Below are 11,228 nucleotides of genomic sequence, written 5' to 3' on the forward strand. Positions count from 1 at the left end.
CGGTGGCGTAGGCCCCGGTCGTACCCCGCTGGGGAGTCGTCTCCTTTGAATGCGCGGCGCCCTGCCCCGTCCATCAGGGCAGACACGCTCTTGAAGGAGACACCCCATGGCGAAGTGGCTGCTGGCAACGATGGCGCTTTCCCTCCCGGCCCTGGCCCACGCAGGCGACTTCCGCAAGCCCTCCGAGCAGGGCCGTGACCGGCAGGAGCTGCGGCAGGACCGGCGCGAGACGCGCGATGACCGCCAGGACCTGCGCCAGGTGGAGTCGCTGCTCGCCCGGTACGACTCGGCCCGCGGCCGCTACGCCCGGCGCGACCTGATGCAGGTGGAGCAGGACCTGCGCGACTACGTCGCGGCGGAGCTGAACGAGTCCCACCGCGAGCTGGCCCAGGACAAGCGCGAGGCACGCGGCAGCACGCGCGAAGTGCGCCATGACGGCTACCGCTCGGATGACCGCGACGACCGCCGCGACGACGTGCGCGACGCCCGCCAGGAGTCCCGCGCCCTGCGGCAGACGCGCGGCATCGCCCAGGAGCTGAACGGGCTCTATGGCCGCATGGACAGCGGCAGCGTGATGCGCAAGCGGATGCTGCTGGCGGACCTGGTGCAGCTGGCGCGCGCCGAGCAGTCACAGAACCGTGAGGAGATGCGCGAGGACCGCCGCGAGGCCCGCGAGGACAGCCGCTGGTACTGAGCCAGCGCGGAGGCCGGGCCGGGACGCATCCTCCGGCCCGTCACGCCTCCTCGGCCGTGAACCCCTCCAGCCGAGCGATGCCCAGCTTCTTCATCCGGCTCTGCAGCGTGGACGGCTTGAGCCCCAGCAGCGCCGCCGCGCCGCCGTCGCCGTAGACGCGGCCCCGGGTCAACGTCAGCACCCGCAGGATGTGCTCGCGCTGCACCGCCGCCAGCGTCGCCACCGGCGCTCCTGAAGGCAGCGCCGCCGGGGCTTCCACCGAAGCCACGTGCGCCCCCACGGGAGCACCTCCCACCGGCAGGTCGAACGCATTCGCCGACAGCTCCTGCCCCTGCGTCAGGATGGTGGCGCGCTCCAACGCATTCGCCAGCTCGCGCAGGTTGCCTGGCCAGTCATACGCCGCCAGCCGCGTCAGCCCGGAGGCCGTCACCCGCATCCCGCGCCGGCCGATGCGCCGCGCCTGCTCCTCCAACAGGAACACCGTGAGCTGCGGCAGGTCCTCGCGCCGCTCGCGCAACGGCGGCAGGCGCAGCGGGAACACGCTCAAGCGATAGAACAGGTCCTCGCGGAAGCGCTTCTGGGCGATCGCCTGGTGCAGGTCCACGTGCGTGGCCGCCAGGATGCGCACGTCGGCCTTCACCGTCTTGTCGCTGCCCACCGGCTCGAACGCCTTCTCCTGGAGCGCGCGCAACAGCTTCGCCTGCAGCTCCACGGGCAATTCGCCAATCTCATCCAGGAGCAGCGTGCCCCCGTTCGCCATCTGGAAGCGGCCCGCCCGGTCGCGGTTCGCCCCGGTGAAGGCGCCCTTCACGTGGCCGAACAGCTCGCTCTCCAGCAGGCCCGCCGGAATGGCCGCGCAGTTGAGCGACACGAAGGGCTGGTCCCTGCGCGAACTCCAGCGGTGGATGGCCCGCGCCAGCCGCTCCTTGCCCGTGCCCGTCTCACCGGTAATCAAGACCGGCGTGTCCGTCTCCGCCACCTGCCGCGCGCGCCGGGACAGGTCCCGCATCACCGGGCTCAGCGACGTCTCCAGGATGCCTTCCGAGTCCCCGCCCAGCTGCGACTCCAGGAGCCTGGCGCGCTCGTGGTCCTGGCGGTGCAGCCGCTCCACCACCACCTGCTTCTCCGCGCCCTGGAGCGCCGTGGCCAGCATCTGCCCGTACACCTCCACCAGGTCCACCACCGGCTGCGCGTACGCGACGCACTCCGCGCGATCCAACGTCAGCACGCCGTAGCAGCGCTCCCCCGCGCACAGCGGCACCACCATGCACGAGTGGCCCGCGGGCAAGTCCAGCACCCCGTCGAACGGGTCCCCATCCCCGTGCGCGTGGTCCTCTTCCGTGAACGCCCGCGCGCGCCGCGTCTCCAGCGCCTGCCGCAATGATGGGAAGTCCGACAGCTGGAGCGAGTGCTTGCGCACCGCCTGGTTCGCCAGCGGCCCACGCGCAGCCACCGCCTCCAGCTTTCCCTCCTTGAGGAGGAACAGCGTGGCCAGGTCGAAGGGGACCACCCGCGTCAGCCAGTCCAGTCCCCGACGGAGAAGTTCCCCCACCCCCTCTTCGGTGGTTGCCAGCTCGACCAGCTCCCGAGCATCCTGCGTCACTTCCGGGTGGCGCCCCATCAGTTCATCCGGCATGTGTTACCGATAATAGCGGCCCACCGAAATTGCAGTGGCGACAAGCACCGGGATTTCGTTATTCACCCTCCCGGCAGCACCGCCCCGCCGGTGCGGATTCGAGGGTCTGACGCAAACCCCTGGAATCATAGAAGTTGAAGCACTGGCACGGGAGCTGCTTTACACCGTAGCAACCACAACCTCTGGGGTGGACCACGATGGCCCGCCCCCCATCCCAAGGAGTCGAATCCATGCTGACCGTCGGCGACAAGCTTCCGAACTTCAAGCTGAAGGGCACCGTGAGCCTGGAGAAGGGCAAGGAGTTCCAGGACATCACGAACGAGACCTACAAGGGCAAGTGGCTCATCCTGTTCGCGTGGCCGAAGGACTTCACGTTCATCTGCCCCACGGAGATCGCGGAGTTCGGCAAGCGCAACAAGGACTTCAACGACCGCGACGCGCAGGTGCTGGGCCTGAGCACGGACAACGAGTTCGTGCACCACGCGTGGCGCACGCACCACCCGGACCTGAAGAGCCTGCCCTTCCCCATGCTGGCGGACGTCAAGCGCGAGCTGTCCGCCGCGCTGGGCATCCTGCACAAGGAAGAGGGCGTGGCCCTGCGCGCCACGTTCATCGTGGACCCCGAGGGCATCATCCGCCACGTGTCCGCGAACGACCTGTCCGTGGGCCGCAACGTGGGCGAGTACGTGCGCACGCTGGACGCCTTCCAGACGGACGAGCTGTGCCCGTGCAACTGGCAGAAGGGTGAGGAGACCCTCACCTCGAAGCTGGCGAAGGCGGGGTAACCCACCATGGCCTCGCTCGAAGTCGTCCGCAGTGAACTCGCGGATGCCCACAAGGACACCCGCCTCAACCTCTCCGCCGTCCTGGAGAGCACGACCCTCACCCCGGAGCAGCGTTGGGGTACGGCCGTGGCATGCGCCTTCGCCGCTCGGAATGACCGGCTGAAGGAGGCGATGCTGAACGAGGCGAAGCAGGCGCTGGGTGAGAAGTCCGGGCCGGTCATCGAGGACGCACGTGCGGCGGCCTCGCTGATGGCGATGAACAACGTCTTCTACCGCTTCCGCCACATGATCGGGAAGGAGTCGTACTCGACCAAGCGGGCGGGACTGCGGATGAACCGGCTCGCGCAGGTGCTGACGAACAAGGTGGACTTCGAGCTGGTCTGCCTCGCGGTCAGCGCCATCAACGGCTGCGAGATGTGCATCCAGTCCCACGAGAAGGTCGTGCTGGATGGCGGCCTCACCGAGGAGCACGTGCACGACGCGGTTCGCATCGCCAGCGTCATCCACGCGGCGGCGGTGGGCCTGGAGTCGTAAGGGTCCGCTGCGCTCCGTGACATGAAGTTCCTGGCGCCCTCCGGTGGAAACACCGGGGGGCGCTTTGTTTCCACCCCTCTCTTCGAAAGGCACGAGTCCCCCATGGCCCTCTACAAGAGCCCGAGTCCCCTCTCCGAGCAGGCCCGCACCGCCATCTCCGCCACCCTCAACGAGCGGCTGTCGGACGGGTTGGACCTGCACTCGCAGATCAAGGTCGCCCACTGGAACATCAAGGGCCCGCAGTTCGCCGCCCTGCACCCGCTGTTTGAAACCTTCGCGGTGAGCCTCGCCAACCACAACGACTCCATCGCGGAGCGCGCCGTGACGCTGGGCGGCCGGGCGTACGGCACCAGCCGCCACGTGGGCACGCACAGCCGCCTGCCTGAGTACCCGCAGGAGACCTCCCGCGACCTGGAGCACGTGAAGCTGCTGGCCGAGCGCATCGAGGTGTACCTGGCCGGCCTGCGCGACAGCCGCAAGCAGGTGGAGGGGCACCAGGACACGGACACGGTGGACCTGTTCACCGGCATCATCACCGAGTTCGAGAAGCACGCCTGGTTCCTGCGGGCGTCCCTGGAAGGCTGAAACAGGGAGGCTGCACCGAAGTGGGGGGCGCGCTAGCGTGCCCCCCGTGAGCGACAGCGTCCCCCTGCATGCCTTCCGCACCGTGCCCCGCACGGGCGTCATCTTCGTCACCGCCGAGGCCACCCGCCGCGGCTACCGTCCCGGCGACCCGGACTGGTGCAACCTGGGCCAGGGGCAGCCGGAGACGGGCGACCTGCCCGGCGCCCCGCCCCGCGTGAGCCAGGTGACGGTGGACATGGCGGACCAGGAGTACGCGCCCGTCGCGGGCCTGTGGGAGGTGCGGGAGGCCATCGCCAGCCTCTACAACCGCCTCTACCGCAAGGGCCTGCCCAGCCAGTACAGCGCGGAGAACGTGTGTCTGTCCGGCGGTGGCCGCGCGGCCCTCACCCGCGCCGCGGCCAGCCTGGGCAGCGTGAACCTGGGCCACTTCCTGCCCGACTACACCGCGTACGAAGAGCTGCTGGACGTCTTCAAGGCGTTCACCGCCATCCCCATCCTGCTGGAGGGCTCGCGCGGCTACGCCTTCACCCACGAGGATCTGCGCCGCGAAATCCAGGGGCGCGGCCTGTCCGCGCTGCTCTTCTCCAACCCATGCAACCCCACCGGCAAGCTGGTGCAGGGCGACGAACTGGCGCGGTGGGTGGGCGTCGCGCGCGAGCTGGAGTGCTCGCTGCTCATCGACGAGTTCTATTCGCACTACATCTGGACGGGCCGTCCGGGCGTGCTGCCGGTGGAGAGCGCCGCCCGCTACGTGGAGGACGTGAACCGCGACCCGGTGGTGCTCTTCGACGGGCTCACCAAGAACTGGCGCTACCCGGGCTGGCGCATGACGTGGACGGTGGGGCCGAAGCAGGTCATCGACACCGTGTCGAGCGCGGGCAGCTTCCTGGACGGCGGCGGCAGCCGGCCCCTGCAGCGCGCGGCGATTCCGCTGCTCCAGGAGGAGCCGGTGGTGGCGGAGACGCGCGCCATCCACGCCACCTTCCGCGAGAAGCGCGACAAGTTCCATTCGCGCCTGGAGCGGCTGGGCATCCGCACGGACCGGGCGCCGGACGGGACGTTCTACGTCTGGGGCAACCTGTCCGGACTGCCCGCGCCGCTCAACGACGGCATGGCCTTCTTCCGCGCCGCGCTGGAGCACAAGGTCATCACCGTGCCCGGTGAGTTCTTCGACGTGAACCCGGGCAAGCGCCGCGCCCGGGCCTCGCGCTTCCGCAGCTACGTGCGCCTGTCCTTCGGCCCCTCGTGGGAGACGCTGGACAAGGCGCTGCAGCGGCTGGAAGCGCTGGTGCTCCAGCACACGCCCGCGACCTGAAGCCCGGCAGCGCCGGCCCCGGTCAGGACTCCGGGGTCGGCACGCTGCGGAACTCCGCCGTGGCCATCACGTGCACCTTCTTGCGGTGCGACAGCGGGAAGCCCAGCGCCACGCGGCCCTTGGTGTAGCTGCCACCCGGATACATCGGCACGGAGGAGCCCTCGTCACCGGCGTTGTAACCCCCGCGCCCGGTGGCGAAGAGGTGCGACTCCAGCGTCTTTTCGGAGAAGCGGTGCAGCCCCGCGAGCTTCACGCCCAGCCCGGCGGCCACGCGGCGGGCCTTCTTCACCGACTCGCGCGCCAGCGCCTCCAGCCAGTCCTGGCGGAACTCCAGTTCGCGCGAATAGCCCCACTTGAGCTCGCGCAGCGTCGCCTGCTTCAGGGTGCTGAAGGCCGCGAGCACGTCCCCCAGCCGCTCCACCTGCTCCAGCCGGATGCGCAGCATGTACACCGCCGAGGACGAGCGCGTGAGCAGCCCCTCCGACATCTCCGCCTGCACCGACTGGAGGGTCACGGCCGTGCGGGGCACGCCCAGCTCCTCCAGCGCGCGCACCAGCACCACCACCTCCCTCGCGTTGGTGAACGCCGCGTTGCCGGTGAAGAAGGCGGACGCCTTCACCTCCACCACCGCGTCCACGTGGTCCGCTTCCAGCTCGTGGTCGGCGGACAGCTCCACGACGATGATTCCCGACTCGGTCCCGGCCTGCTCCGACATGCGCCCCTCTTCGTTCCCAGCCACACGCGTTTGGAAGGGCGGGAGTATAGGCTGCCCCCACGACCATGCGACGCATCCCGTCCCGGCTGTGGCTGTTGTGCGCCCTCTACTTCGTGCAGGGACTTCCGTTCGGCTTCCAGGTGACGGCGCTGCCCGTCTACCTGCGCACGCGGGGCGTCTCGCTGGCCGCGCTGGGGTTCGCCGGCGCGCTGTCGCTGCCGTGGATGCTCAAGGCGCTGTGGGCCCCGCTGGTGGACCGCTACGGCTCCCAGCGCGTGGGCCGGCGCCGCTCCTGGATATTGCCCATGCAGGCGGGCCTGGCCCTGGCGTGCGTGGGCGCCGCCTTCGCCGCGCAGCGGGACTCGCTGCCGCTGCTGCTGGGGCTCATCTTCGTGATGAACCTCTTCGCCGCCACCCAGGACATCGCGGTGGACGGCTTCGCGGTGGACCTGCTGCGCCCGGAGGAGCTGGGCCCGGGCAACACCGCGCAGGTCGTGGGCTACAAGCTGGGCATGCTCACCGGCGGCGGGCTGCTCGTGTGGGCCAGCTCGCGCATCGGCTGGTCGGGCCTGTTCCTGGTCATGGCCGCGCTGTGCCTCACGGTCTTCACCGTCGTCCTCTTCGTGCGCGAGCCGCCCCCGCGTGAGCAGGAGGGGCCCGCCGGGCCGAAGCTGGACTGGCCCGCGCTCTTGACGCGCCTCAAGTCCGCGCTCACCGTGCCGGGCACCGGGTGGCTCTTGCTCTTCATCGGCACGTACAAGCTGGGCGAGTCCATGTCCGACGTCCTCTACAAGCCCTTCCTCGTGGACGCCGGCTACACGCCCGCCCAGATTGGCCTGTGGGTGGGCACGTGGGGCACCGCCGCGTCGCTCATCGGCTCCACGTGTGGCGGGCTCATCGCCGTGCGCCTGCCGCTCCTGGGCGCGGTGGCGCTCACCGGGACGCTGCGCCTGTTGCCCCTGGCCGGACGGTGGCTGCTCACGCAGGTGGGCGTCAGCGACGCGGGCGTGCTGGGCGTCACCCTCACCGAGGAGTTCTTCGGCGGCGCGCTCACCACGGTGATGTTCGCCTTCATGATGTCGCGCACCGACCGCCGCATCGGCGCCACGCACTACACGCTGCTGGCCAGTGTGGAGGTCGCGGGCAAGGCCCCCGCCGGGCCCCTGGCGGGACTGCTCGCGGATCCGAAGTTCGGAGGCTGGGGCTACCCGAACGTGTTCCTGCTGGGCGTCGCGCTGTCCGCCGCGTTCCTCGCGCTGCTCGCGCCCCTGCGCCGCAACAGCCCCGCCCCCACGACCCAGCCCGTGTCGTGAAACATTTCCGTCACGCCCGTCGCCGTTCATCACGGACGTGTCACGGGGCCGCGTGTCACCGGAACCTCACGCCGGACCTGTCAGGGGCGCGTGGCACTTGCCACCGCGCCGTCTGAAGTTCCCCCCGAACGCGGGCGCCGGTCCCCCGGCCCCGCGAGTGAAGAGGTTCTGGTTCCCATGATGAACAAGTCGATGAAGTCGCTCCTGGGCGGGCTCGTCCTGCTCACCGCGCCGACGGCGCTCGCCACGTCCACCACCAGCATCCCCGCCTTCGAGGCGAGCATCACCACCGCGCGCGGCACCACCAGCCCCGGCGGCGCCACCGTCATCCGCTCGGAGCTCAAGACCGCGCTCAACGCGTTCCTCAACGACACCGGCGGCCCCACGGGCGTGGACAGCGCGGAGCGCGCCTACCTCACCACCCGCCTCAACGACACGCTGTTCCAGCAGTCGCTGACGGGCACCGCGGCGAAGTACTTCGCGGACTTCTACGAGCTGAACGACGCGAACCCGGTGGCCGCGCCCCTGTACCTGAGCCCGGTCGCCGGCACCGCCGCGTCGCTGTACGGCGCCACCGGCCCGCTGGCCAACGCCTCGCGCATCCAGGAGGGCTAATCGCCAACGGGCAGGGCGTCGCGAACCAGGCCACCCAGGGTGAAGCGTTCAGCTCCTACTTCGGTCCGCAGAGCAGCATCTTCGAGCCCTTCACCGTGAAGGAGCTCATCGCGCGGCTCAGCGGCAACATCTTCTCCGCCACCCCGACGGTGGACGAGGTGGAGGGCGCGACGGCCTTCATCACGGCCATCTCCCGCAACAGCAACCGCCTCTACGTCACCGGCTGGAGCTGCCGGGGCTGCGGCGCGCCGGGCTACACGGCCGGCTACGTCATCGCCGCGGTGAGCACCGACCGCCGCTTCGTGCGGATGGTCTCCGTGATGACCACCTCTGACTGATGTGAAGTCCTGACGCACCGCCGCAAAAGCACCCCGGGGCACGGCTGTGCTCCCGGGGTCGCTTGCGGTCCCCGCCACCTCTGTCATTGATTCGCGCCACGGTCCGGGTGGGCGGAGCGCAGGCTCCGGCCCGGCTCCCACGAACCCCTGGAGGAAGCGACATGGCGGAGATGAAGACGTACGCGGGTGCATGCCACTGTGGACAGGTCCAGTACGAGGCCCGGACGGACCTGGCGCAGGTGGTGAGCTGCAACTGTTCCATCTGTCACAAGCGCGGCCTGCTCTTGACCTTCGTCCCCCCGGAGCAGTTCAAGCCCCTGGCCGGCGTGGACAACCAGAAGCTCTACCAGTTCAACAAGAAGGTCATCGACCACCTCTTCTGCTCCAACTGCGGCGTGGAGTCCTACGGCACCGGCGTGGGCCCGGATGGCAAGCGGATGTTCGCCATCAACGTGCGCTGCCTGGACGGCGTGGACCTCTCCACGCTCACCCCCATGCCCTACAACGGCCGGGACGCTTAAGGCCTGCCGCGCGGCCCGCCGCCTCAAGCGCGGCGGGCCCGCCACATCAGGCCGGCGGCGAGGACCACGGCCGAGGGCGCGGCCCAGGGAAGCGACCTCTTCACGCGGTGCTCCCAGACGTCCACCCGGTCCGCCAGCAGCAGCAGCACCCAGTGCCCGGGGTGGTGGTCCGGCTTCGCATAGGCGGCCCTTCGCAGCAGGCCACTGAGCCCCCGCGGAGGCTGGGCGGTGCCGAACACCGGCGGCATCTGCTTGCGGCCCGCGTGCTTGTACACCGGCACGTCCGCATGCTGGGACGCGATGGGCACCCGGGCCCCCGCCAGCGGCTGCGGCGCCGTCTCCATCGGGACGCCCGGACGCTGGGACGGATCCAGGTCCACGGCGATGTCCGTCGGCTTCGGCTTCGACTTCGCACGGGGCTTCGCGGCGCCTGGCTTGCGCGGTGTCTTCTGGGGCATGGACGTGCCTCCTGTTTTTCGGTGGGGTTCAGCTCAGGCGTGACCGTGGGGCATGAGGACGCACTTGATGCAGCCGTCCTGCTTGTCGGAGAACAGCTCGTACGCGTCCGGCGCCTCCTCCAGCGGGAAGCGGTGGGTGATGATGGCCTTCGGGTCGATGCGCCCCTTCTGGATGTGCTCCAGCAGGTGCGGCATGTAGCGCCGGGTGTTCGCCTGGTTCATCCGCAGCGTCAGGCCCTTGTTCATCGCGGTGCCAATGGGGATGAAGTTCCACGGCGGCCCGTACACGCCGATGATGGAGATGTTGCCGCCCTTGCGCACGCAGTTGATGCACCACTGGATGACGGTGGGCGCGCCGGCCTCCAGCTTCAGCCCCAGGCCCAGCACGCGGTGCGCGCGCGAGCCCTCCGCCTCCATGCCCACCGCGTCGATGCAGACGTCCGGGCCCCGGCCTTCGAACAGCTCCTTCAGGTGCAGGACGATGTCGCCCACCCGCTTGAAGTCCACCGTCTCCACGTTGGCGAACCTCCGCGCGAACTCCAGGCGGTACGGCAGGTGATCCACCGCCACCACGCGGCCCGCGCCCATCAGCCACGCGGACTTCATCGCGAAGAGGCCCACGGGGCCCGCCCCGAACACCACCACCGTCTCCCCGCCTTTTATCTCCCCCATCTCCGCGGCCTGGTAGCCGGTGGGCAGGATGTCGCTGAGGAAGAGGACGGACTCGTCGTCCATGCCGTCCGGAATCTTCATGGGCCCCACGTCCGCGAAGGGCACGCGCACGTACTCCGCCTGCCCGCCGTCGAAGCCGCCGGTGGTGTGCGAATAGCCATACACGCCCGACGCCACGTCGCTGCCCGGGTTGCTGTTCTCGCAGTTCCCGGTGAGGCCGCGCTGACAGTAGAAGCAGGTACCGCAGGAGATGTTGAAGGGCACCACCACGCGGTCGCCCTTCTTGAGCTGAGACACCTCGCCGCCCACCTCCTCCACCACGCCGGTGAACTCGTGGCCGAAGGTGCAGCCCACGCGCGTGTCCGGCACCAGCCCGTGGAGCAGGTGCAGGTCCGAACCGCAGATGCCGGAGCGGGTCACCTTGAGGACGACGTCCTGGGGATGCTCGATGCGCGGATCGGGCTTCTGCTCCACCTGGACGCGGTAGGGACCTTGATAGGTGAGTGCACGCATGCGCGTTGATTCCTCCGTCCCCTAGGGGTGAGGACGGCCGCGCGCCACGACAACGGACGGTCTGCCCCGAGGGCCAGCTCGCCGGGCGGTCCTACAACGGGGCGAAGGTGCCCACGGGCAGGTCCGCCGCCCGCCACAAATACCAGCTCACCACCGTGCGGTACGGGCGCCAGCGCTCGCCGTAGGCCAGCAGCGCCTTGGGCTTGGGCATCTCCTTCAGGCCGTTCATGACCATGAAGCCCTTGCGCACGCCGTAGTCGTCCACCGGCAGGATGTCCGGCCGGCCCAGGCGGAAGATGAGCAGCATCTCCACGGTCCACTGGCCAATGCCCCGCACCTGCGTGAGGTGCTCAATCAGGTCCGCGTCGGACATGCGGCGCACCCGGGCGAGCGGCGGCACGGTGCCATCCACCGTCTTGCGCGCCAGGTCCTGGATGGCCAGCAGCTTGTTCGCGGACAGGCCTGCTTCGCGCAGGCTCAGGTCCGGCAGCGCGAGCAGCCTCTCCGGCGTGAAGCCCTTGCCCTGCCCCACCC

The 11,228-nt window shown here is 69.8% G+C and carries 14 protein-coding genes; 9 read left to right on the forward strand and 5 right to left on the reverse strand.

Annotated elements, in window-relative coordinates:
- Positions 1–106 precede the first annotated feature (106 nt).
- Positions 107–694: a hypothetical protein gene (locus D7Y13_RS30425; RefSeq protein ID WP_120582280.1), complete on the forward strand. Its 588-nt coding sequence runs from the start codon at positions 107–109 to the stop codon at positions 692–694.
- Positions 695–734: 40 nt separating this feature from the next.
- Here the strand turns inward: D7Y13_RS30425 and D7Y13_RS30430 are convergent, their stop codons facing one another.
- Positions 735–2,330, reverse strand: a complete 1,596-nt coding sequence (locus D7Y13_RS30430) for a sigma 54-interacting transcriptional regulator (RefSeq protein WP_233595279.1) — start codon at positions 2,328–2,330, stop codon at positions 735–737.
- Between the two features lie 230 nt (positions 2,331–2,560).
- Here D7Y13_RS30430 and D7Y13_RS30435 point away from each other — a divergent pair, with 230 nt between their 5' ends.
- The 4 genes from D7Y13_RS30435 to D7Y13_RS30450 all read left to right on the forward strand — a co-directional run bounded on the left by D7Y13_RS30435 (position 2,561) and on the right by D7Y13_RS30450 (position 5,549).
- Complete coding sequence (locus D7Y13_RS30435) at positions 2,561–3,115, forward strand: peroxiredoxin (RefSeq protein WP_120533390.1); 555 nt, start codon at positions 2,561–2,563, stop codon at positions 3,113–3,115.
- 6 nt (positions 3,116–3,121) lie between these two features.
- A complete protein-coding gene (locus D7Y13_RS30440) occupies positions 3,122–3,649 on the forward strand; it encodes a carboxymuconolactone decarboxylase family protein (protein ID WP_120533391.1) in 528 nt (175 codons plus the stop codon).
- A gap of 102 nt (positions 3,650–3,751) precedes the next feature.
- A complete protein-coding gene (gene dps / locus D7Y13_RS30445; RefSeq protein WP_120533413.1) occupies positions 3,752–4,234 on the forward strand; it encodes a DNA starvation/stationary phase protection protein Dps in 483 nt (160 codons plus the stop codon).
- 46 nt (positions 4,235–4,280) lie between these two features.
- Positions 4,281–5,549, forward strand: a complete 1,269-nt coding sequence (locus tag D7Y13_RS30450) for a pyridoxal phosphate-dependent aminotransferase (protein WP_120533414.1) — start codon at positions 4,281–4,283, stop codon at positions 5,547–5,549.
- 22 nt (positions 5,550–5,571) lie between these two features.
- On the opposite strand, the gene D7Y13_RS30455 is transcribed toward D7Y13_RS30450, so the two are convergent.
- Positions 5,572–6,264 (reverse strand): SIMPL domain-containing protein, encoded by a 693-nt coding sequence (locus D7Y13_RS30455; protein WP_120533392.1) that lies wholly within the window; start codon positions 6,262–6,264, stop codon positions 5,572–5,574.
- 65 nt (positions 6,265–6,329) lie between these two features.
- Between D7Y13_RS30455 and D7Y13_RS30460 the strand changes: the two genes are divergently transcribed.
- The 4 genes from D7Y13_RS30460 (at position 6,330) to D7Y13_RS30470 (ending at position 9,051) form a co-directional block, all read left to right on the forward strand.
- Entirely contained in the window at positions 6,330–7,577 is a 1,248-nt protein-coding gene (locus D7Y13_RS30460; RefSeq protein WP_120582281.1) for an MFS transporter, read from the forward strand.
- 177 nt (positions 7,578–7,754) lie between these two features.
- Complete coding sequence (locus D7Y13_RS48270; RefSeq protein WP_233595280.1) at positions 7,755–8,192, forward strand: hypothetical protein; 438 nt, start codon at positions 7,755–7,757, stop codon at positions 8,190–8,192.
- A 95-nt stretch (positions 8,193–8,287) separates the two neighbouring features.
- Positions 8,288–8,530, forward strand: coding sequence for a hypothetical protein (locus D7Y13_RS48275; protein WP_233595281.1), 243 nt, complete (start codon positions 8,288–8,290; stop codon positions 8,528–8,530).
- A 161-nt stretch (positions 8,531–8,691) separates the two neighbouring features.
- Positions 8,692–9,051, forward strand: coding sequence for a GFA family protein (locus D7Y13_RS30470; protein WP_120533395.1), 360 nt, complete (start codon positions 8,692–8,694; stop codon positions 9,049–9,051).
- Between the two features lie 23 nt (positions 9,052–9,074).
- Here D7Y13_RS30470 and D7Y13_RS30475 read toward each other — a convergent pair whose 3' ends face one another.
- The 3 genes from D7Y13_RS30475 to D7Y13_RS30485 all read right to left on the reverse strand — a co-directional run.
- Positions 9,075–9,509 carry a hypothetical protein gene (locus D7Y13_RS30475; protein WP_120582282.1) on the reverse strand — a complete coding sequence of 145 codons (435 nt, stop codon included), beginning with the start codon at positions 9,507–9,509 and terminating at the stop codon, positions 9,075–9,077.
- 33 nt (positions 9,510–9,542) lie between these two features.
- The gene (locus D7Y13_RS30480; RefSeq protein WP_120582283.1) at positions 9,543–10,694 is read right to left on the reverse strand and encodes a zinc-dependent alcohol dehydrogenase; all 1,152 of its coding nucleotides are present in this window, start codon (positions 10,692–10,694) and stop codon (positions 9,543–9,545) included.
- A gap of 91 nt (positions 10,695–10,785) precedes the next feature.
- The coding region (locus D7Y13_RS30485; RefSeq protein ID WP_147452525.1) for a DNA-3-methyladenine glycosylase family protein at positions 10,786–11,228 on the reverse strand (443 nt) is incomplete at its 5' end.

The sequence above is a fragment of the Corallococcus praedator genome (genome assembly GCF_003612125.1).
GTDB classification, from domain to species: domain Bacteria; phylum Myxococcota; class Myxococcia; order Myxococcales; family Myxococcaceae; genus Corallococcus; species Corallococcus praedator.